The sequence below is a fragment of the Paenibacillus sp. FSL k6-2145 genome, assembly GCF_037976585.1.
GTDB lineage: Bacteria > Bacillota > Bacilli > Paenibacillales > Paenibacillaceae > Paenibacillus.
The window spans coordinates 2,902,873-2,924,510 of record NZ_CP150267.1 but is presented as its reverse complement, the minus strand read 5'-3'; the positions used below and the strand labels follow the sequence as shown (position 1 = coordinate 2,924,510).

Sequence of the window (21,638 nt, the reverse complement as noted above, 5' to 3'; positions counted from 1 at the left end):
CGCTTCCCTTGTTTTGCTTGCGCAAAGCCAAAATTCGCTCCCATTCGATACCATCGTACGTGCAATCTACCTTATAAAAACACTTCACTTGTTTACACAAGATCAGCTTAAAGGAATGTTCTAATTCGCGTTTGTTTCGTTTCGATATCTAGTTTTCAAAGAACAAGCTCCATGCAAAAGCAAGCTGTTTGAGAGTTTGAGCTCTCAAAACTGAGCAACGAGTGAGTGTTTTTGCAGCTAAGCTGCGTATTTGAATGTTTCCGTTGCAGGAAACGATTCTCCATAGAAAGGAGGTGATCCAGCCGCACCTTCCGATACGGCTACCTTGTTACGACTTCACCCCAATCATCTATCCCACCTTCGGCGGCTGGCTCCTTGCGGTTACCCCACCGACTTCGGGTGTTATAAACTCTCGTGGTGTGACGGGCGGTGTGTACAAGACCCGGGAACGTATTCACCGCGGCATGCTGATCCGCGATTACTAGCAATTCCGACTTCATGCAGGCGAGTTGCAGCCTGCAATCCGAACTGAGACCGGCTTTGTTGGGATTGGCTCCATCTCGCGATTTCGCAGCCCGTTGTACCGGCCATTGTAGTACGTGTGTAGCCCAGGTCATAAGGGGCATGATGATTTGACGTCATCCCCACCTTCCTCCGGTTTGTCACCGGCAGTCTATCTAGAGTGCCCACCCGAAGTGCTGGCAACTAAATATAAGGGTTGCGCTCGTTGCGGGACTTAACCCAACATCTCACGACACGAGCTGACGACAACCATGCACCACCTGTCTTGAATGTTCCGAAGAAAAGGTACATCTCTGTACCGGTCATTCAGATGTCAAGACCTGGTAAGGTTCTTCGCGTTGCTTCGAATTAAACCACATACTCCACTGCTTGTGCGGGTCCCCGTCAATTCCTTTGAGTTTCAGTCTTGCGACCGTACTCCCCAGGCGGAGTGCTTAATGTGTTAACTTCGGCACCAAGGGTATCGAAACCCCTAACACCTAGCACTCATCGTTTACGGCGTGGACTACCAGGGTATCTAATCCTGTTTGCTCCCCACGCTTTCGCGCCTCAGCGTCAGTTACAGCCCAGAGAGTCGCCTTCGCCACTGGTGTTCCTCCACATATCTACGCATTTCACCGCTACACGTGGAATTCCACTCTCCTCTTCTGCACTCAAGTCACCCAGTTTCCAGTGCGATCCGGGGTTGAGCCCCGGGATTAAACACCAGACTTAAATGACCGCCTGCGCGCGCTTTACGCCCAATAATTCCGGACAACGCTTGCCCCCTACGTATTACCGCGGCTGCTGGCACGTAGTTAGCCGGGGCTTTCTTCTCAGGTACCGTCACCTTGAGAGCAGTTACTCTCCCAAGCGTTCTTCCCTGGCAACAGAGCTTTACGATCCGAAAACCTTCATCACTCACGCGGCATTGCTCCGTCAGGCTTTCGCCCATTGCGGAAGATTCCCTACTGCTGCCTCCCGTAGGAGTCTGGGCCGTGTCTCAGTCCCAGTGTGGCCGATCACCCTCTCAGGTCGGCTACGCATCGTCGCCTTGGTGAGCCGTTACCCCACCAACTAGCTAATGCGCCGCAGGCCCATCCCCAAGTGACAGATTGCTCCGTCTTTCCAGTCTCCTTCAGGCGAAGAAAACAACTATTCGGTATTAGCTACCGTTTCCGGTAGTTGTCCCAAACTTGAGGGCAGGTTGCCTACGTGTTACTCACCCGTCCGCCGCTAACTATCAGAGAAGCAAGCTTCTCATCAAGTCCGCTCGACTTGCATGTATTAGGCATGCCGCCAGCGTTCGTCCTGAGCCAGGATCAAACTCTCCAATAAAGTATTGAAAAGAGCGATAAGCTCATTTTGAATCTGACGAGATTAAAAATCTCATTTGTGCTCCAGTCGATTCAAGCCAAGGCTTGTTTCCAACTTTCGCGTTCATTCTGCAAGCAGAATGTTTACTCACTCGTTGTTCAGTTTTCAAAGATCAAACTTGTTTTGTTACCGAATGTCGTTTTCTTCAGCAACTCTTGTATAATATCATGTCCGAACCAACTTTGCAAGCTCTTTTTTCAAGTTTCTTTCGAAGCTTATTTCATTTGCTTGCCGCACCGTGTATCTTGTGTTTTTTTTGGCCGGAAATAGAATATACCATGTACAGTTATAGAACGCAAGTCTTTTTTCGGTAAACATTAAATTCTTATAAAATGAGTACCCTGTAGACCCTTTAACAAGTATCTCCTTATAGCCGGCTAAATGATACATCTGCGCACTAACTTTAATGATCGGAGTAATGAACTCACAAACGCAATAAGTTTTTTTATATGATCCTTAATCCAATTATAGAGAAACTCATCTTGTATACAGTACAGACTCATCACTTTATAGAAACTTATTAACCGATGACTTCATTGGATAAACAACCAACAGATCATAGAACATTATACTCATTCCTTCTATATAGAAGGAAAACATTTTTGAAATTCATTTTGCTCAAGAAAAGAATACAAAAAAAAAGCGAAAGCTCCGGGTTTGAATCCCGTGGCTTCCGCTCTTTCATATATAAGGTTACATACTTAACGCAGTATTGTTCATCACAACTATTGTACGCTTACTCCCCGCCAATAAATACGTATCGGCAGACTACAATGATCGCCAAGATCCACATGAGCCAGTGAATTTTCACTTTACGCTCTGTAACCAAGTTACTGAACACCGCCAGAATCACATAGGAAACGATACCTGCGGAGATCCCGTTTGCGATTCCACCTGTGAAAGGCATCAATACAATGGTAAGGAACGCAGGGAAAGCTTGCAGGAAATCATCCCACTCAATGCTGCGCACTTGACTCATCATAAGCACACCCACGATGATCAATGCCGGAGCCGTCGCAGCGGATGGAACAACAAGCGCAAGCGGTGCGATAAACAAGGCCAAAATGAACAACAAACCTGTCGTTACCGAAGTCAGTCCTGTACGTCCACCCGCCTCAACGCCTGAAGCACTTTCAACGTATGCCGTAATGGTACTAGTACCCAGTGCAGCACCTGCGCTGACACCAACTGCATCGACGAGCATCGCTTTACCAATCGTTTTCTCGCCTTTTTTCTTATCCTTCATAATCCCCATACGTGTTGCAGTACCTACCATCGTACCAAACGTGTCGAACAATTCAACGAAGGTAAAGATGAAGATGATCTCGAACAATCCCAGACTGATGGCACCTTTCAAATCCAGTTGTCCAACTGCCAGATCACTGAAATTAGGCAACCAGCTTGCGCCTGAAAGACCACTCAGATTCGTAACTCCCATTGGAATACCAATAAGCGTTGTTGCTATGATCCCGATCAGCAGAGCGCCTTTGACGCGCATAACCATCAGTATAGCAATAAGGAGCAAACCAATCAGAGCCAGCAATGCATCGTGATGTGTTACAAAGTTGCCCAATGACAGGTTAAAACTGCTACCTGGAATCGGCTGACTCAGATCTGCGTCTGGTGCAACATTTACTGTTACAGCCACGAGATTAGCAAGTTTGAAACCGATAATGGTAATAAAGAGACCGATACCCACCGTAATGGCCATTTTGATCGACTGCGGAACTGCAACAAGCAGCATTTGCCGAATCTTTGTGACGGTCAAAATAATGAACACGATACCGGAAAGGAACACTGCTCCGAGAGCAGCCTGCCATGTAATCGCCCCATTTGAACTTAGAACGACAGTCATGAAGTACGCATTCAATCCCATACCTGGTGCAAGCGCGATCGGAATATTCACGAACAATCCCATAATAATAGTCATTAATCCGGCGCCGACGGCTGTTGCAAAAAATACTGCATTATCCGACATACCCGCTCCGGCTTGACCCAAGAACAACGTATTTACAAAAAGAATGTAAGCCATTGTCATAAAGGTAGTAAGACCCGCAACAATCTCCGTTCTAACGTTTGTTCCGTTTTCTTTTAATTTAAAGAAACGATCCATAATTACTAACTCCCCCTTAGAGATGTTGAAGCCATATTGAAAAACGACAAATGACCCTGATGAAGATTCTTCACCCAGGGTTCAGCTGACAAGGAGTGGCATGATGCCTTTACTAAGAACAAAAAAAATTCTAATGTGCGTGATGTCCCCGCAATCATGTAGAATTCATGTGCTTAGCCTTCTCCTCTTCGTAGCCAGATCATTAGGGTGATCTCGTAGAGACTCCCGGGCCAATCCCCAGGATTATACGAATAAGTATGCGCTATTTGTTTGTTTCCCATCACTATTTTAGGAGGGCAGTATGTTTTTGTCAATGAGAAAAACGAATATTAATATCACCCTTTTATAATATCGTTCGTATTATTTAACAGATTGAACCAGTTCAGCGGTTTACAACCCAATTGAATACGCTTTTTTCGATGAGATCTCAATGGAATATGTCCATTCTTTCAGGCTGAAAGTTCCGCGGGAAACATAAAAAGCTAGCCTGATCAAAGAGCAGAAGCGCTCTAATCAGGCTAGCCTATGTTTCTCATGCGTTTTAGCAATCAGGTGAATGATGATCTAGGAATAACGATGTCTCGTATTCCGAAGACTTATACTCATTAGGTATATGGAGCAATTTGCGACATGTTCCGGAGCTACTTTTTACCGGATCAGTCCTATGTTAATTATATCTCTGTCTGCGGAGTATCCTGTATATCTTGTTGTTCCTGATTTGTGTTTGTTGTTGTGTCAGAGGATAACTCCTGGTTTCTGGTCTGATCGGAAGAAGCATCCGCTGCCTCTAAGTTCACAAATGGAAAGTCCCCCGAACCGGAAGCCAGGTCTTGCATACCTGAACCGCATCCTGCCAGCATCACCATCAGAAACGCACTTCCAATGCCCATCTTCCATTTGCTCATATAGTCGGTTTTACGCATACATTCAATTCTCCCTTCAGTAGACATATTGCCTTTAGTATGTACTTATTGTACAGGCCGGACCTGAAAGGATCATGAAGTCAACTTTAAAATGGGATTAATTTTGAGAGTGTACTATTTGTAAAAAAGTACCCAAATGAAAATTTTATCACAATATTCACTTTATAAAAAAATGCCCTTTTATTTGCGAAATACCGCAGATAAAAGAGCATTTTTTATAATCTATCGTTAAGAGTCTATACCCTATTCCCACTCGATCGTTGCAGGTGGTTTGGATGTTACGTCATAGACGATACGGTTTACGTTATCAACTTCGTTAACAATCCGTACGGAGATTTTCTCCAGCACATCCCAAGGGATACGTGCCCAGTCCGCAGTCATACCGTCGATGGATGTTACAGCACGGATACCTACAGTGTAGGAATACGTACGCGCATCACCCATAACGCCGACACTCTTCATGTTAGGCAGGGCTGTGAAGTACTGCCAGATTTCACGGTCGAGACCGGCTTTGGCAATCTCTTCACGCAGGATGTAGTCTGAATCACGAACAATTTTAAGTTTCTCTTCAGTAACCTCACCAAGAACACGGATCGCAAGACCCGGACCAGGGAACGGCTGACGATGAACAATTTCGTCCGGCAGGCCACACTCGGTACCCACTTTACGTACTTCATCCTTGAACAGCGTGCTCAGCGGTTCGATCAGTTTGAAGTTCATGTCTTCAGGCAGACCGCCCACGTTGTGGTGAGATTTGATGGTCTGTGCAGTCGCTGTACCACTTTCCACGATGTCCGTGTACAGTGTACCTTGCGCCAGGAATGCAAAATCATCGAACTGCTTGGACTCTTCGTCAAATACGTAAATAAACTCGTTACCGATGATTTTACGTTTTTGTTCTGGATCATCCACGCCAGCCAGTTTGGACATAAAGCGCTCCTGTGCATCAATTTTGACCACTTTCATGTCGAATTTGCCGACAAATGTCTCCATTACACTTTCAGCTTCGCCTTTGCGCAGTAGACCGTGGTCGATAAACATACAAGTCAGTTGATCACCAATGGCTTTGTGAAGCAATGCAGCTACAACGGAAGAATCTACACCGCCGCTAAGCGCACATAGTACTTTACTGTCGCCAACTTTTTCACGAATGTCTTTGATGGTGTCATCGATGAATGTCTCCATCGTCCAGTTGCCTTCGCAACCACAGATTTCGAACAGGAAGTTACGAATCATGTCGTTACCACGAACAGAGTGACGTACCTCCGGATGGAACTGGACAGCATACAATTTACGCTCATCGTTGCTCATGGCAGCGATTGGCGCACTTTCCGTGCCTGCATCCAGTTTGAATCCTGGAGGAAGTGTAACCACGTGGTCACCGTGACTCATCCATACCGTATGTTCGCCTTCAATACCTTTTGCCAGTGTAGATCCAGCAGCAAACTCAAGGTCTGCTTTACCGTACTCTCGCTTCTCGGAACGTTCTACTTTACCTTCGAGCTGTTGGGCCATAAGCTGCATTCCGTAGCAGATACCGAAGATTGGCAAGCCCAGGTCATAAACACCTGGGTCCACGTGTGGAGCATTCTCAGCGTATACGCTGGACGGCCCACCTGAAAATACGATTCCTTTTGGTGCCATTTCTGCGATCTTCTCCGCCGGTGTGTTATACGGCAAAAGCTCGCTGTATACGCCAAGATCCCGGATTCTTCTGGCGATTAACTGGTTGTATTGGCCCCCAAAGTCAAGGACAACCACAATCTCATTCTGCTTATTCATAACCGTGCCTCCCTCAATTCAATGAAACTAATTATACGCAACGACAAAACATACCGTCAAGGAAAGGCGAAACTCCTTTTTTCGACATATCAAAACAGGATTACCAATTGCCTCTAAATATGAAATTTCGAATAGAAAAGCTTGGCAGCAAGATGCTGGTTCAAGTGTATGATCGTGGAAAGACGCCTCGTTCGCAGCACAGCGCGAAAGGCGTCTTATGTATGGCATGCAGCGATAAACCAAATGCTGCATTAAAGAACAATGCGCCAGCCAATGGTGATCTTCATCTGCCTACAAGTGGCCAAGCTCTATTGGAAAGCGATAGCGATTGTATGGCAGCTGCTTCGCATCTTTGGTGTAACGTTGTAACATCCTTGTGTTACAACGTCTGCAACCGCCGGGCCAAACGAAGTGCCCGGCGCAGGAAGTCCAGACTGTCCGCGCGCAGCGGACGGTCTGGCCCGTACAGCAGCCGTTCCCAGTCGGCTGCAAACCGCGCGATGTCCGCGCTGTCCGCGCCTGCGGCCAAAGCCGGTGACGCTGCATATTCACGCAGCGTCATACCCGGCGGCCGCGGGCCGTACTTGCGCGCGAGCGCGGCCCAGACCGGAGCAGCGGCACCCAGCAGCCGCTCGCGGTCCGGAAAGCTGCTGCGTGGCCACGCCAGCAGCAGCCTGATCCGCAGTGCGGGGCGTAGCCGCCGCATGCGGAGGAGAGCAGCGGCGCCCAGAAGGGCCGCTGCCACAAGGGCTGCCGCGAGCCATGGCTCCGCGGCAATGGCCCGTGCGCGGGCGAGCAGCCATGCGCCCGCGTTAGCCAATCCGCCGCTCATATTCGGCGGATTCTCCGCAACAGGCTGCGGCCCGGCGAGTGCTGCGGCATCTTCGCCCGCGCCTTGCGCCATGGTGAAGCCTGGCGTGGCCTCAAACGGCATCCAGCCTGCACCCGGAAAATACACCTCTACCCAGGAATGTGCATCTCCCTGTGAAATCACATACTGACTGGGCACATCCGGGTCAGCCATTCCAGACCCAAAACCTTTAACCCAGCGTGCGGGGATGCCTTCCGAACGAAGTAACACAATCATAGCTGTGGAGAAATGATTGCAATACCCCTGCCGGGTGACGAATAGAAAATCGTCCACAAAATCTGTTCCTCGCGGTGGCATACGGGTATCCAACGTATACTCGGCATGAGCAGCCAGATAAGTCTTTACGGCTTGCACAGCGTCATAACGTGTCTCACTGCCTTGAATGATTTCCTTGGCGAGAGTCTGCACTCGACCAGGGAGTGATGCAGGCAATTGCAGATAGTTCCTCCGAATGGCTGCCGGATCTTTCCCTTTATTCGTTTCCTCAAGCAGACGTAACTGTTCAGCTGTTGCGACAGGAACCATGACGTCTGCCGAATAATTTTTAACTATCTTATCGTCCCCTGAGCTCGCGAGCCACAATGTTGCCGAATCGCGATTAGACAGCAAAGAAAACATGTTTTCCTGATTATCCTTGTTCTTATCCTGGAACGATACGTTGACCGGTATGCCCCCGGTAAAGAGTGGATTTGGTCCTTTCCACTCTCGCTGCATCGTAATGGTTTGGCGAATGCGACTCCAATAGGTTGGATTCTCCCAACCATCAGCACGCAGCATTCCGGATGGACTTGCCGTTTCGAAGCTTTGACCCGGGTCACTCCAAGTACTACCGTTATAATATGAACGGGTCTCCCCTCGCCAATACGTCACTTTTGGACTCTTCGCTATAAAAAAGATGGAATTCCCCTGCACCAACGGTGCTCCCATAGGCGCGTCCGCTGTGCTATATCCCGTGACTGCCGTTGCAGCAGGGATACTACTGTGCTGTGTATAACCTGCCCATCGAGCTATGCGTTCACCCATCTGTTCCAGAGATATGCGTTCCGGTTGAGGAATGGAAGCAAACTGGCCAGGTAACGCGGAGAGAAGCACCATACCTGCGGAAGCAACGATAGTTACTGCACTCCAACGGCCATAGGGGCTGCCGCGATAACTCGGAGTCGTGACTCCTGCATTGAGACGTAATAGCTGGAGCAGAGCCTGAATAAGAAAAGTCCATAGGACAGACCGTATTACAGAAGCATACACATCCAGCCCCGCAAAGGATTCAAGCAAAAGCAAATAGAGCAGTGTTGCACTGCCAAACAGCATAACGCTTCGACGTAACAATACGAGGGATTGCACAGAAGCCATGAGCATGCTCCAGCCGCACATCATGAACAAACCTCTCGTTTCTGTACTAATCGAGTGAAATCGCCAGTTATTTATAAAAGTGTCCATATCCGCTGAAAATATTCCCGGATAAGCGACCGCCCAACGGACAGGTTCACTTCCTCCGTACATCAGACATAGCGCAGCGAGTGCAATGAATAATCGGATTAGTACTCCGGTGATCCATCCTGTACGAATTAACCCCGCGAGCAACAATGCTCCCGTTAATCCCGCCATTACGGACAAGAACCGTTCACTGCCCTGCTGATCTGATGATGTAACAGGATATATCCACTCCAGAGACAGTATAAGTAAAATGGCCGAAATAACAATTTTGTACAGGATAGGTACGCTCACATAACCCTCATCCTTTATATCCGTCACAGAATTCTGGTTCACAGCTTTATATATGGAATGAGCCGATTCTATTCTCGTACGGTCCGTTGACTCTAAGTCGGCCACAGTGGAATTGGGTTGCTGGTTACCATTACGCTCCCACATCCGTTACCTCCACCTTTCCCAATGAAGATAACGCAACGTCTGTAACCGCATGGATCGGCACCCCGCTGTGACGAAGCCGCTCCAAACTTAAGCTGTCATATCTCAATCCATTCATCCATCTATCCGTTGATCCTAATTGGTTCTGGTTCGCTTCAGTCAGTTGCACCTCGACACGATAACCCGACCCGATTGCAGTTATGATCCATTCGGCCAGAACCGGGTCCATCTTGCCTGTGAGAACTACAATTCGCGACCCGCTCGCCAGTCCATCCAGCATCTCCGTTCGAAGCGAAACAGAGCCTGATTGTGTTTTGGATATTCGTGCCCCCGCTAACTTGTCTAGTCCATGATTCTCATCATCTGCATGGAACGGCCCATGTTGCCATTGATCTTGTGCATCATAGCTCTTATCGCCGCCTTCCATCCACAGATGATAAGGAATGTCATCCCGCTCAGCGGTATGAATCCAGCGGGCAGCTGCACGAACCACTCGTTCAAAAGCAGGTACATCCATGTTCTCCCGCTGAATTACGTCATAACCCGACGCGCCTTCATACACAAGGATGCCGAGCGAGGCAAGATCCGTGGTATCAGGCAGAAAGGTCTGAAGTTTACCCGTTTTGGCTGTACTTTTCCAATGAACTCGTCCCAGTGGGTCACCCTGTTGATATTCACGGAACTCAGGGCTACGGTTTCCCTGGCTATTTCTTCGCTCCGACAGAGTCCCTTCGATCATCGCTGCGAATTCTACCGAATCAGCCTTCCCCCAAGCCGTTGCTTGAGGAACAACAATCAGGGGTGTACCTCCTTCGGTCTCTGCGGAGAGGGTATTCCAGCCAAACATATCCCCCCAGTACAATCTGCCCGTATCCCATCTGTAGACTCCTCTGCGTAACCCAGAACATTCATATTGATAGGAAAATTGTCGCCGTGTTCCCGGGAAAATCAATTTGCGATGAACACCTGCAGGTGTGTTCTCACACAGAACGATCCATAACAATGGAATACGGCAATTGAATTCCAGTTCCACCAGAACCCGTACCTGCTCGCCCGCCTCAATCCGGTTCGTGTGTATTTTCCGACGGATGTGAATACGCCGTGGTCTGAACCAATGGAGAAGCAGGCCTCCTGTGAACATCAAGAAAGCCATAACGGATAGAAACAACGCCGCTTTCCCTCCATGCCACTGATACAAGGAAGCAAAAGCCACCACCAAGACAGCACTCACAATCCGTTGTCCCAGCGCAGTCATTGCCTCCGTCCCCTTCCCTGTGATGCCATCTGTACAGGTACCGGGACCGATGATAAGGCTTCTTCAATGACTTGAACTTGCCCCCAAACCTCCGCTCTGTTCTGGGCCTTCAATTGAATACGGTGGGAAAGGACAGGCACAGCCACCTCTTTCACATCATCCGGAATGACATAACTGCGTCCTTGAAGATAGGCAAATGACTGTGCCGCAGCCATCCAGGCCAGTGTTCCACGCGGACTGATGCCCAATCTGACCGCCGGAAGGCTGCGAGAGGCTACAGCAACAGCCACCAGATACTGTTTGACGACCGGATCAACATGTACCTGTTTGACTTCACGCTGCATGGCTACGACTTCTTCAGCAAGCAGGACAGGGCGAAGTTCATCAAGCGCTTCTCTACCTTGCATGCGGGTTAACAATTCCAATTCCTGTTCCGGATCGGGATACCCCAGTCCAATTCTCATCATAAATCGATCCAGCTGCGCTTCAGGCAGACGGTACGTACCCTCGAACTGTAACGGATTCTGTGTCGCCAGCAGAAAGAACGGGCGTGGCAAGGCATAGGTTGTGCCATCAACCGTAATACGTCGTTCCTCCATTGCCTCCAGCAGGGCAGACTGAGTGCGTGGTGAAGCGCGATTTATTTCATCAGCCAGGACAATGTTGGACATGACAGGTCCGGGCCGAAACTTGAATTCAGCTGTATGTGGATGATAGATTGAAGTGCCCGTAACATCTGCCGGCATGACATCGGACGTGAATTGAATCCGACCCATGGAGCAGTCCAGTGCAGAAGCCACGGTACGAACCAGCATCGTTTTCCCGGTACCCGGCACATCTTCCAGAAGTACATGACCTCCACTGAGCATTGCAGTGAGGACATAACGAATCTCTGTTTTTTTGCCAATAATCACACTCTCAACACGCTTCATGACCCTGTTTAACAATTCAACAGCATGTTCATGTTCCATTCGAATATAAGACATTTCTTCTGATCTCCTTCCGTTCATCAGCATTCCTGAACCATAGTAATCTATGATTCAGTGTTGCCCGGAAGTAGAGAGAATAGTCCTGCAAGAATGACTTTCTTCAGATCATTTTATACTTAAATATACTGTTCATTGCCGAAATGGATCTGGAAGTGCCCGCCTTTACCGTCCACTCTGCTTCATTACTGGTTAAGGAATTCACCCTCAACCCCATCTGCTCCAGTAACTCACGTAACGGAACCCAGATGGTTCCACCTTGACTCTGTACTGCTCCCGTTTCAATTGCCCCGGTTGTTGTCAGTGTTCCGCTCACACTGTCTGCATGAATCGTTCTTTCCTTCCATACTGCTATGGCTGTCCTTGTTTCAGAGTCCCAACGAGTGCTACCCCCGAATTTTTTCATGAAAGTACGCAAAGGTACCATGATTCGCTGCCCCTCCAAGCGGAACTCACCCGGTTGCAAGGTAGCTGCAGCCAATCCCACCTCTACCTTCAGCTTCTTGCTTGCAAGCCATAACGTCGCGTTCGCTTCTACATGCTCTGCGATCCAGGCCTTTCCTGGCGCCTTGCGGGCCTTATACTTACCATCTGGATGAACACGGAATTGAACTGGTTGATCCGTACTCTTTATGGTGTCAAAACGATATCCATGATCACGATAATATTTGATAATACCCGGAAGTGCTTTTACCGTTTCAGCATGTGCACCACCGTCATGCATCAGGACAATGACCGAACGTGCTCCCGCAGGTACTTTGGTCGAATTGCTGAGGATCTCTTTGGCTGGAACACCTTTACGCTTGGAGTCCCCACTGTCGACGTTCCAGTCCATAACCGTGTAGCCACCCAATTGCAGCAAATCAAAATAACTTTGATCAAAATGCCCGTATGTACCGCCTGGTGCTCGCACCAGATTCGGACGGAAACCGGTTATACGCTCCAGCACTTCCTCTGTCTGCTTGATCTGTTTCCAGAACACTTTAAAATCACTGTATAGCTGTTCGTATTGATGATTAAACGTATGATTGCCCAATGCATGTCCATCCTCCACAAGCCCCCGGATTAACTCGGGATAACGCTCTGCCTGCTCACCCAGCACAAAAAATGTAGCCAAAACCTTCTCCTTGCGCAAAATATCCAATACTTCACGGGTATGGTTACCCGGTCCATCGTCAAAACTCAGATAGACTACCTTGTCTTGAGTATTCTGATCTTCCGAAATTGGGTCACCTGAGCCGGAAGCAGAAGATGCATAAGCCGTGCCTGCATATACAGCGAATGCACATAGCAATATCGCAATTCGCACGAGAATGACAGACCATTGTCCAGATATAAACATATGTAGAGTTGTTGCAGAGTTTCCCCCATTTTCCTTGCTTCTCAATTCCGGTCTCTGTACCATTTACGAATCGACCTCCACCGTCTCTAGTAATTTGCTGATAGACTTCAGCAGATTTGTTAGAATTATATGGAGGCTTCATTGAAAAAAGACGTGATTTTGTTTAATATATTTTCACAATTTGCTATGTAGCCTGATTGATTCTTCGCTTCAGATTAGGTAGCATAATGGACAGGCAGAACACATTAAAACACCTTGGAGAGTATTCATGCTCCCACCCCGTATTCAGGAGAGTGAAATCTATTGGAATTGCTTGAGAAGATCCAACATCTGTTTGGGTCCTACGGATACAGCGTATTGTTTTTTGGCTTGTTGCTTGAATTCATCGCACTTCCCTTTCCTGGTGAAACAACGATGGCTTACGCAGGGTTTCTCTCCTACAAGGGGCATCTCGACTTCGGAATCCTCACCATACTGGCTTTTCTGGGAACAACGATTGGCATGACAATCACTTATTTTATTGGAGCCAAAGCAGGACTGCCCTTTATAACACGATACGGAAAATGGTTTCTGCTGAAGCAGGACAAGCTCGATAAAACGCAAAAGTGGTTCGCCAAGTATGGTAATGCCTTAATCTTCATCGGTTATTTCATTCCGGGTGTAAGGCATTTCACCGGATATTTTGCGGGCATAGCCGCTGTTCCCTTTCGCAAATTCGCTCTCTACGCCTATTCAGGCGCACTGTTCTGGGTTGTACTGTTTCTGGGCATTGGCAAAATATTTGGTCCTCAGTGGAACGCCGTATTCCATCTGGCTCATCAATATGCAGCATATATCGTGGGAGGAATCGGCCTATTGCTCATCGTAGCCGTGCTCTATCGTTACCGCAAAGCATGGGCAGCAAGATCCACCGTATCCAAGCCAGCCCCTGTTCGACAAAGACAAAAGTAAATTCGGACAAAAGTCCATCTATAATAAGCAGGCAAGGAGTCGCGAATAATCGCGGCTCCTTTTTTTTGTGATAATCCGAATTCATCCAGGTCATACTAACTTGAAAATATAGGGTGTATAGGGAGGTGAAGGCATGAGTGAATCGTCGCTGGAACGCCAAGATCAGAGGCAAATCTCTCCGGATCTAAGCGAAAATATGGAATACTGCAAGCAAGTGATGGGGAACAGCAACGACTTGATGATGCGCCCTCTCCAGTGTTTACATAAATGGCCTGCAGTCATGTTGTACATTGATGGATTAGTGGATGTGCAGATTCTGAATCACTCCATCATGGAATCATTATTGCAAAAGCGTGATCTCCCTGAATTCTCTGCAGACGATGAACATCTCAGCTACCTCCAGAATGATATCCTGATCGCCAGTGATGTATTGCTGGTCGATAATATGGATGAAGTAATGAATGCACTTCTTTCGGGATCAGCTATCTTACTGCTTGAAGGATCTGAACGAGGAATGAAGATTGGCGCAGCAGGCTGGGAAGATCGATCCGTTGGAGAACCTGTCTCCCAAACCGTCGTTCGGGGACCTATGGAAGGCTTCAACGAAAACCTGCGTACCAACACATCATTGATCCGCAAACGAATCCGTAATCCTCATCTTTGGATCGAAGAAAGAGAAATAGGTCGGGTTACCAAAACCCGAGTTGCTGTGCTCTATCTGGAACATATCGTGGATCAGGAGACTGTAAAAGAACTGCGTCGAAGACTCGATGAGATCGATATCGACAGTATCCTTGAGAGTGGATATATCGAGGAACTTGTACAAGACGAAACCAGAACGTTATTCCCCACGGTTTACAATAGTGAACGTCCAGATACGGTTTGTGCTGCTTTGCTTGAGGGCAGAGTAGCCATCATCGTGGACGGTACGCCTTTTGTGCTGCTGGTTCCAGCTTTGTTCGTGCATTTCTTCCAATCGCCGGAGGATTACTATCAACGGGCCGATATCAGCACATTGATTCGCTTGATTCGTTATCTGTCCTTTTTTATCGCTTTACTAGCTCCATCCTTCTATATTGCCATTACCACCTTTCACCAGGAAATGTTGCCCACCAATATGCTCATTAGTCTGGCAGCTCAACGTGAAGGCGTTCCTTTTCCCGCATTCATTGAAGCCATACTGATGGAACTGACCTATGAAATTTTGCGAGAAGCAGGTATACGTATTCCGAAAACGGTCGGTCAGGCCGTTTCCATTGTCGGAACACTGGTGATTGGCCAAGCAGCCGTAGATGCAGGAGTTGTCTCCGCCGCAATGGTTATTATCGTTTCCATAACGGCCATATCCAGTTATGTCATTCCAGAGAATGGACTTTCTATCTCTGTCCGAATTTTGCGATTTGTATTGATGATACTCGCGGCAGCTTTTGGTTTCTACGGTATTCTAATTGTTCTGCTCATTACGGTTACACACCTGTGCAGCTTGCGTTCTTTTGGCGTACCGTATATGTCCCCCTTTGCACCTCTAATTCAGAAAGATCTGAAAGATACGCTGTTTCGTGTACCCTGGTCCCATATGAAAACACGTCCATTCTCTACGGGTACCCCGAACAAAATCCGACAAGCCAGCAAAAAAATGAAGCGTTAATTCGGTAAGGAGAACAACGTATGAACAAGTGCTTCCGATTAATTGTATGCATTGTATTCCTGTTCCCTCTCCTTACCGGATGCTGGGACCGCCAGGAATTGAATGAACTTGGCATTATGCTGGGTCTTGGTGTAGACAAGGATGGCGATTTGATTAAAGTGAGTGCTCAGGTCGTCGTGCCGAATGAAGTATCCTCCAAATCAGGGGGAGGCAATGGTACTCCTGTCACGCTGTACGAAGCGTCCGCGTCCACGCTGTTTGAAGCGATTCAAAAGCTGACCGAGACAAGCCCACGCCGCATATTCATGGCACATATCCGTGTACTGGTGTTCGGAGAAGAATATGCACGCAAAGAGGGCATCTATGATGTTATGGAAGCGTTAATGCGAGAACCTACTGTCCGTCCCGATTATTACGTCATGGTTGCACGAAATACAACGGCTTCCAAAGTACTGAACGTGCTTACCCCACTTGAGAATATCCCTGCGGAGAAGATGTTTAATTCTCTGGACGTATCTGCCAAAACCTGGTCTCCCACTACTACGGTAACTGGTGATCAGTTAATGGAATACATGCTAACTCCCGGAATACAGCCTGTCATCACCGGAGTAGAGGTTGTTGGCAGTTCAGCGATAAGCGGAAGCAAAGATAATATAGCGACAATCAAATCTCCGGCCAATCTGAATTCTACGGGATTAAGCATCTTCAAAAAGGACAAACTGATCGGCTGGTTAACGGAAGATGAATCGAAAGGATACAACTACATCCGTGACAATGTGGTGTCTACTATCAGTCACCTGCCTTGCCGAAAGGGAGGAAAAGTGACTTTCAAAGCTCTCCGCACCAAGACCCAACGAAAAGCAAAGGTCATTAACGACCAGCCTGTGATTCACATCAAACTCAAAAATGTGTCTTCCATTGGTGCAGTAGAGTGCGGAATCAGAATTGGTTCGATGAAAACGCTCAAAGAGTTGGAAAAGGACAGTGAGGAGCGACTGATAGAACTGATGGAAAAATCGGTGAATTCAGTGCGGCGAAAGTTCCATATTGACATTTTTGGATTCGGTCAGGAAGTGTATCATGCCGATCCTAAATTTTTCAAAAAGATTGAAAAGGATTGGGATCAATATTTTGAGAATCTGGATGTTAAGTATGAAGCCAATGTACAGATCAAACGTGTAGGTACACTGGATGATTCATTCAAGGAGGATTTGAAGGAGTGAGACCGGATGTTGATTACAATTACTGTCATTGTCATAGGGGGCCTCGTAGGCTTGGTTGATCTTCCAGGTCTCATCCGCCGCAAGGAATGGAGGGAAACAGCTGTGTGCAGCGGAATGCTCGTCATAGCCACAGGGTTCAGTGTGATTGCAGCCAACCTGTGGGACTTCCCCAGTCCGCTCTATATCATCATGTGGATCTATGAACCTGTTAATCAATTCTTGGCACATCTGACGGGAACCTAGAAAAAGGAGAGGACCATTATGCTGGAACAGGGGCGCCTTGGAACAAGACAATTGACCACTCTCATCTTTATGATGGTGGTCGGGGATATGATGCTGATCTACCCCTCGGTCATCACGTCCTATGCCAAACAAGACTCCTGGATTTGTGCTTTTATAGGCGTTCCTCTGGGGATGGCACTGATGGCCATGATCCTGAAGCTATGTAGCATGCACCCAGAAAAAAATCTGGTGCAGATGACACGAAGCATTCTAGGGTTCTGGCCAGGTACTTTCTTTTCCTGCCTCTACCTGTTCTTTTTCATTATCGGTGCTTCCACGCATACGAGAGAAGTCGGCGATTTCATGACCACTCAAATCTTCCCGTACACTCCCATTCGCATCATCATTCTGATGTTCGTCATCGTGATCGCCTGGGGAGTGTCTCACGGATTAGAGGCGATGGGGCGAAGTAGTGAACTACTGATGCCCGTCGTTATTGTGTTTATTGTCGTCCTTGCAGTCTGCCTGCTTCCTCAGATTGATACTAGAAATTTGAAGCCAGTAAGTGATACGGGTGTTGTCTCTATCTCGCAAGGCATTCTGGTAAGCATTATATATCCGATCGGTGAAGTCGTTCCCATCATGATGATACTGCCCTATGTTGCCAAGCAGGCTCATCGAACACGGGACGTAATTATTGCAGCTGGTTTAGGCAGCTTGGTATTGGCAACGCTCGTTACCATATCGCTGCTGGTCTTGGGTGCCTTTCTTACGCAACATAACATATATGCTTCTTTTGTTTTGTCCCAGAAAATCAGTATTGGGAGCTTTTTTGAACGTATTGAAGCTATTATGGCTTCTTCTTGGCTGATCTCGACGTACTTCAAAGCGATGATATACTTATACGCTTTTATTGTTGGTTGTGCAGAACTGTTCAAGCTTAAGCAGTATCAGATACTGGTACTCCCTGCGTCCATACTTGTGTTCGGATTAGCGAATCTGATCTCACCAAACATTACTTTTATCGTGATCACCATTGTTCCATATTGGGTAGACTGGGATACCACACTGGGGATCATTCTGCCAGGCTGTCTTCTGCTGATACAATTGCTCAAGTCTTACAGAAAATCATCGGTTACTCCAAACAATGCCTCTCAGGAATGAGTGCTTTTTTTGGGGGAAGGAGCCTGGTGTGGATGGAAAAATGGTTCATTCATGAATATCATCCATGCCTAATATAGAGAAGGAGAACGGTGTCTATGTTAATTAAGGAGAAAATCACCATTAGGCAATTTACAGTCCTTACCTTTCTCGTCATGATTGGGGACATGATTCTACTCTATCCCTCCGTGGTTACTGCTTCGGGTCAACAGGATGCGTGGATCTGTTCTCTTATCGGTCAACCGATCGGCATACTCATCATGTGGGTGCTATATAAACTTCATCAGACGTATCCTGATCTTTCCCTTATTGAAATCTGCCAAAAAATACTTGGCCGGTGGGCAGGGTCTGTTTTGGCAGCTGCATATCTATTTTATTTCGCCATAGGCGCTGTCATATGTATCCGTGAAGTCGGTGACTTTATGACCACACAGATCTACCTTCAGACCCCCATCCGGGTCATCCTAATTATCCTTATGTGCGCTCTGGTCTGGGGGCTTATGCATGGCTTGCATACAATAGGAAGTAGCAGTGAACTGCTGACCCCCATCGTTATTGCCTTTATGATTTTGTTGTTTCTGGGGCTGATGCCCAAAGTAAACAGTTCACATCTGCAACCTTACTTGAACATCCCTTGGCTCCATCTGGTTCATTCCATCATTCGGGGAGCATTTACTTCCTTTGGTGAACTCATCGTAATCACCATGGTTCTTCCTTATGTGATGTCCGGGCCTCATATCAAACGTGACATGTTACTCGCCACCTTATGTGGAGGGTTACTGCTAACTACACTTTTGCTCATTTCGCTCATGGTTTTTGGACCCTTTCTTACCCAACATGAGATCTATATCTCCTATACCCTGTCCCAGAAAATTAATATCGGCAACTTTTTCGAACGAATTGAGGCGTTCATGGCGACTGCTTGGTTAATTGCTACCTATTTCAAAAGCCTGCTGTATATGTTCTCGTTTGTCGTTGGAACAGCTCAGCTATTTCGGTTAAAGACATACAAACCGCTCATCCTGCCATCAGCGATGTTATTATTCGCGTTAGCTGTACTGATTTCTCCCAATGTCATTTTCTACACCAATACGATCATGCCCGCTTGGGTGGATTGGGATATCACGGTAAGTTTTATTATTCCGCTATTCCTTCTGCTCGTGCATCGGCTTCGTTCTGGCAAGAGCAAGAACAATTCATCCAATCAAAAACGATTGCCCACCTAAAAAGGCTGTGTTCACGGTTAATTCCGCGAAACACAGCCTTTAATGATGAAACGGTTAAGATGTATTTATTCACACATGTCTAAATCATTAATTACAATGTGTTCAAAGCCTCAAGCGCAGACTCGATATGTCCTTTGACCCGAACTTTGGACCAGTCCTTGATCAATTTCCCCTCTTCATCAATCAGAAAAGTGGAGCGAACCATACCCATGTACTCCTTGCCATACATTTTCTTCAGCTGCCATACCCCGTATTGCTCAGCTACGACATGCTCTTCATCCGATAACAATGTGAACGGCAGACCATACTTGGCAATAAACTTGTCATGTTGTTTCATCGGATCGGTGCTGATTCCGAGAATGACTGTGTTCAGCCCTTCAAATTCAGCATGTCGATCCCGGAAATCACAAGCCTGTTGCGTACAGGACGAAGTCATATCCTTGGGGTAAAAATAAAGCAGTACCCGCTGTCCGCGGTAATCCGAAAGCTTTACCGATTCTCCCGTACTGGACGGAAGTTCAAAATCCGGTGCCAATTCGCCTACATTTAACGTCATGTCAGTTCCTCCCTAATCTCCCCCATGAATTGCTATAGGGCGTTATTATGAACCTGCTCCGCGATACCGCTTCACACCATAATTCCAAAGAAGCAAGCCCATGGAACCAAACACCAGTCCCATCACAGGTGTGAGGAGCGCCATACGATGCATCTCGGACCTTTCCAGGAACAATGCTGCGGGATAGATCCCCACGAAGGCAAACGGAATGATCCAGGTTAACAGCACCTGAATGGCACGGTTATAGATCGTTACCGGGTAGCGTCCATATCCTTGAATGTTATACATCAACGGCAGGATACCTGTTGGCGCGTCCGAATAAAAGGATAGTGAAGTCAATGTGGTATAGATGCCTGCATAGATCATGACTGAGCTGAGTGCCAATATAATTAAGGCAGGGATATGCCACCACTCCAGCATCAGACCCATCTCTGCTCCGCTGAAGATCATGATGATCAAGCCGATAAACGAGCCCACGAGTGCAGGCGGGTCCACATTTTCAAGCAATATCTGGAACAGGTTATGTGCAGGGCGTGTCAGGATCCGATCCATCTCACCTTTGACGATGTACCGCTCGCTGAATCCCCACAGATTGATAAAACAACTGAAGATGCCATAGGGCACCATAAAATATCCATAAACAAAGAGCACTTCACTCTCACTCCAACCGCCCAGGTTATCCGTGTGGCGGAAGACCACAAAGATAAAGATCAGGTTGGTTGCCTGGAACAGCAGATCCGATAGGATCTCCACCCAGAAATCGGCACGGTACGTGAGTCGTGTTTTCATGTAATTCTTCAAATATTCCCAGATCAGACCCATATAGTACATATCTGTTATCCCCCTTGCACGAACAGACGCTTGCGCGCCTTACGCCAGATCAATACCATCGGAAGCAGCAGTACGGCAAACCAGAACACCTGAATACCGAGTACATTCCAGATGGCGGTACCTTCCACTCTTCCAGTGAACACGGAACCAGGCAGATACGTAATGGCCTGAAAAGGCAATACCTTCATCACCGCGGACATCCAGCCTGGATACAGGCTGATCGGGATGATTAGACCGGAGAACAAATCAACTACGACACGTTTCATACGCATCATGCCTTCGTTGTTTTCCACAAAGAATGCCGCCAGTCCCGTTATCACATTAATCTGGGAATTAATGAGGAAACTGAAGAACAGCATGACAAGAAAGCCAATCCAAGCGGATGGCGCCGTAGGCAGTTCAACCGGGAACAGCAGAATGGCAATGAGCATCCCCGGAATCATGAGCAGCAGGAAGCGGAAAATGCCTTCGCCAAGCCCTTGCATCATTTTGACCATAACGTAATTGATCGGCCTGATGAATTGAATCGCAATGGAGCCATCCCGTATGTCTGCGGCAATCTCCCGGTCCAGGTTGTTAAAGTAAAAGGCACGTGCCATCCAGGATACAGCGATGTAAGTGGTCATCTGCGCTGCAGTGAAGCCGCCGAGTTCACCACTGCTACCGTAAATGGCTTGCCAGGTAAAGTAATACACGCCGATATTCAGCGTATATATCAAAATGCCGGAGTAATAATTCACCCGGTATGCCAGCATCGTTAAAAAACGGATGCGCATAAAATCAATAAATGCACTATTCATC

16 protein-coding genes, 1 rRNA gene and 1 riboswitch are annotated in these 21,638 nt (G+C 47.5%); of the genes, 6 read left to right on the top strand and 11 right to left on the bottom strand.

Annotated elements, in window-relative coordinates; genetic code table 11:
• Positions 1–286: 286 nt before the first annotated feature.
• From NZ043_RS13035 to NZ043_RS13000, 8 genes are all read right to left on the bottom strand, one after another.
• A 16S ribosomal RNA gene (locus tag NZ043_RS13035) occupies positions 287–1,839 on the bottom strand.
• A gap of 775 nt (positions 1,840–2,614) precedes the next feature.
• Positions 2,615–3,991: an NCS2 family permease gene (locus NZ043_RS13030; protein ID WP_036614057.1), complete on the bottom strand. Its 1,377-nt coding sequence runs from the start codon at positions 3,989–3,991 to the stop codon at positions 2,615–2,617.
• Between the two features lie 171 nt (positions 3,992–4,162).
• Positions 4,163–4,262, bottom strand: a riboswitch (purine riboswitch).
• Between the two features lie 400 nt (positions 4,263–4,662).
• On the bottom strand, positions 4,663–4,914 hold the full coding sequence (locus tag NZ043_RS13025; protein ID WP_133387496.1) for a hypothetical protein: 252 nt from the start codon (positions 4,912–4,914) through the stop codon (positions 4,663–4,665).
• A 243-nt stretch (positions 4,915–5,157) separates the two neighbouring features.
• Positions 5,158–6,696, bottom strand: coding sequence for a glutamine-hydrolyzing GMP synthase (gene guaA / locus NZ043_RS13020; RefSeq protein WP_091039079.1), 1,539 nt, complete (start codon positions 6,694–6,696; stop codon positions 5,158–5,160).
• Positions 6,697–7,075: 379 nt separating this feature from the next.
• Positions 7,076–9,439: a transglutaminase domain-containing protein gene (locus NZ043_RS13015; protein ID WP_339312097.1), complete on the bottom strand. Its 2,364-nt coding sequence runs from the start codon at positions 9,437–9,439 to the stop codon at positions 7,076–7,078.
• Positions 9,426–10,691: a DUF58 domain-containing protein gene (locus NZ043_RS13010; RefSeq protein ID WP_339312095.1), complete on the bottom strand. Its 1,266-nt coding sequence runs from the start codon at positions 10,689–10,691 to the stop codon at positions 9,426–9,428. Before NZ043_RS13010 ends, NZ043_RS13015 begins: the two co-directional genes overlap by 14 nt.
• Complete coding sequence (locus tag NZ043_RS13005; RefSeq protein WP_091039074.1) at positions 10,688–11,677, bottom strand: MoxR family ATPase; 990 nt, start codon at positions 11,675–11,677, stop codon at positions 10,688–10,690. The genes NZ043_RS13010 and NZ043_RS13005 overlap by 4 nt, the downstream gene beginning before the upstream one ends.
• A gap of 103 nt (positions 11,678–11,780) precedes the next feature.
• Positions 11,781–13,082, bottom strand: a complete 1,302-nt coding sequence (locus tag NZ043_RS13000; RefSeq protein WP_091039072.1) for a polysaccharide deacetylase — start codon at positions 13,080–13,082, stop codon at positions 11,781–11,783.
• A gap of 240 nt (positions 13,083–13,322) precedes the next feature.
• On the opposite strand from NZ043_RS13000, the gene NZ043_RS12995 reads away from it, so the two are divergent.
• From NZ043_RS12995 to NZ043_RS12970, 6 genes are all read left to right on the top strand, one after another.
• Positions 13,323–13,970: a DedA family protein gene (locus NZ043_RS12995; protein ID WP_091039070.1), complete on the top strand. Its 648-nt coding sequence runs from the start codon at positions 13,323–13,325 to the stop codon at positions 13,968–13,970.
• Between the two features lie 133 nt (positions 13,971–14,103).
• Positions 14,104–15,618 carry a spore germination protein gene (locus tag NZ043_RS12990; RefSeq protein WP_091039069.1) on the top strand — a complete coding sequence of 505 codons (1,515 nt, stop codon included), beginning with the start codon at positions 14,104–14,106 and terminating at the stop codon, positions 15,616–15,618.
• Between the two features lie 20 nt (positions 15,619–15,638).
• The gene (locus NZ043_RS12985) at positions 15,639–16,841 is read left to right on the top strand and encodes a Ger(x)C family spore germination protein (RefSeq protein ID WP_091039068.1); all 1,203 of its coding nucleotides are present in this window, start codon (positions 15,639–15,641) and stop codon (positions 16,839–16,841) included.
• A gap of 6 nt (positions 16,842–16,847) precedes the next feature.
• Positions 16,848–17,084: a hypothetical protein gene (locus NZ043_RS12980; RefSeq protein ID WP_091039066.1), complete on the top strand. Its 237-nt coding sequence runs from the start codon at positions 16,848–16,850 to the stop codon at positions 17,082–17,084.
• 18 nt (positions 17,085–17,102) lie between these two features.
• Positions 17,103–18,227: an endospore germination permease gene (locus NZ043_RS12975; RefSeq protein WP_091039064.1), complete on the top strand. Its 1,125-nt coding sequence runs from the start codon at positions 17,103–17,105 to the stop codon at positions 18,225–18,227.
• Positions 18,228–18,322: 95 nt separating this feature from the next.
• Positions 18,323–19,450 (top strand): endospore germination permease, encoded by a 1,128-nt coding sequence (locus NZ043_RS12970; RefSeq protein WP_091039062.1) that lies wholly within the window; start codon positions 18,323–18,325, stop codon positions 19,448–19,450.
• Between the two features lie 91 nt (positions 19,451–19,541).
• Here the strand turns inward: NZ043_RS12970 and bcp are convergent, their stop codons facing one another.
• The 3 genes from bcp to NZ043_RS12955 are packed head-to-tail and all read right to left on the bottom strand — an operon-like array spanning position 19,542 to position 21,637.
• Positions 19,542–20,006, bottom strand: a complete 465-nt coding sequence (gene bcp, locus NZ043_RS12965) for a thioredoxin-dependent thiol peroxidase (protein WP_091039060.1) — start codon at positions 20,004–20,006, stop codon at positions 19,542–19,544.
• A gap of 45 nt (positions 20,007–20,051) precedes the next feature.
• A complete protein-coding gene (locus tag NZ043_RS12960; protein WP_076333833.1) occupies positions 20,052–20,837 on the bottom strand; it encodes an ABC-2 family transporter protein in 786 nt (261 codons plus the stop codon).
• A gap of 5 nt (positions 20,838–20,842) precedes the next feature.
• The gene (locus tag NZ043_RS12955) at positions 20,843–21,637 is read right to left on the bottom strand and encodes an ABC-2 family transporter protein (protein ID WP_062837592.1); all 795 of its coding nucleotides are present in this window, start codon (positions 21,635–21,637) and stop codon (positions 20,843–20,845) included.
• Between the last annotated feature and the right edge of the window lies 1 nt (position 21,638).

Bases quoted from the DNA above. Each gene is read 5' to 3' on its own strand.
- NZ043_RS13000 (WP_091039072.1), bottom strand. From the start codon at position 13,082: ATGGTACAGAGACCGGAATTGAGAAGCAAGGAAAATGGGGGAAACTCT.
- NZ043_RS13010 (WP_339312095.1), bottom strand. From the start codon at position 10,691: ATGACTGCGCTGGGACAACGGATTGTGAGTGCTGTCTTGGTGGTGGCT.
- NZ043_RS13015 (WP_339312097.1), bottom strand. From the start codon at position 9,439: ATGTGGGAGCGTAATGGTAACCAGCAACCCAATTCCACTGTGGCCGAC.
- NZ043_RS13005 (WP_091039074.1), bottom strand. From the start codon at position 11,677: ATGTCTTATATTCGAATGGAACATGAACATGCTGTTGAATTGTTAAAC.
- NZ043_RS12985 (WP_091039068.1), top strand. From the start codon at position 15,639: ATGAACAAGTGCTTCCGATTAATTGTATGCATTGTATTCCTGTTCCCT.
- NZ043_RS12970 (WP_091039062.1), top strand. From the start codon at position 18,323: ATGTTAATTAAGGAGAAAATCACCATTAGGCAATTTACAGTCCTTACC.
- NZ043_RS12980 (WP_091039066.1), top strand. From the start codon at position 16,848: ATGTTGATTACAATTACTGTCATTGTCATAGGGGGCCTCGTAGGCTTG.
- NZ043_RS12990 (WP_091039069.1), top strand. From the start codon at position 14,104: ATGAGTGAATCGTCGCTGGAACGCCAAGATCAGAGGCAAATCTCTCCG.
- NZ043_RS13025 (WP_133387496.1), bottom strand. From the start codon at position 4,914: ATGCGTAAAACCGACTATATGAGCAAATGGAAGATGGGCATTGGAAGT.
- NZ043_RS12960 (WP_076333833.1), bottom strand. From the start codon at position 20,837: ATGTACTATATGGGTCTGATCTGGGAATATTTGAAGAATTACATGAAA.
- guaA (WP_091039079.1), bottom strand. From the start codon at position 6,696: ATGAATAAGCAGAATGAGATTGTGGTTGTCCTTGACTTTGGGGGCCAA.
- NZ043_RS12955 (WP_062837592.1), bottom strand. From the start codon at position 21,637: ATGAATAGTGCATTTATTGATTTTATGCGCATCCGTTTTTTAACGATG.
- NZ043_RS13030 (WP_036614057.1), bottom strand. From the start codon at position 3,991: ATGGATCGTTTCTTTAAATTAAAAGAAAACGGAACAAACGTTAGAACG.
- bcp (WP_091039060.1), bottom strand. From the start codon at position 20,006: ATGACGTTAAATGTAGGCGAATTGGCACCGGATTTTGAACTTCCGTCC.
- NZ043_RS12975 (WP_091039064.1), top strand. From the start codon at position 17,103: ATGCTGGAACAGGGGCGCCTTGGAACAAGACAATTGACCACTCTCATC.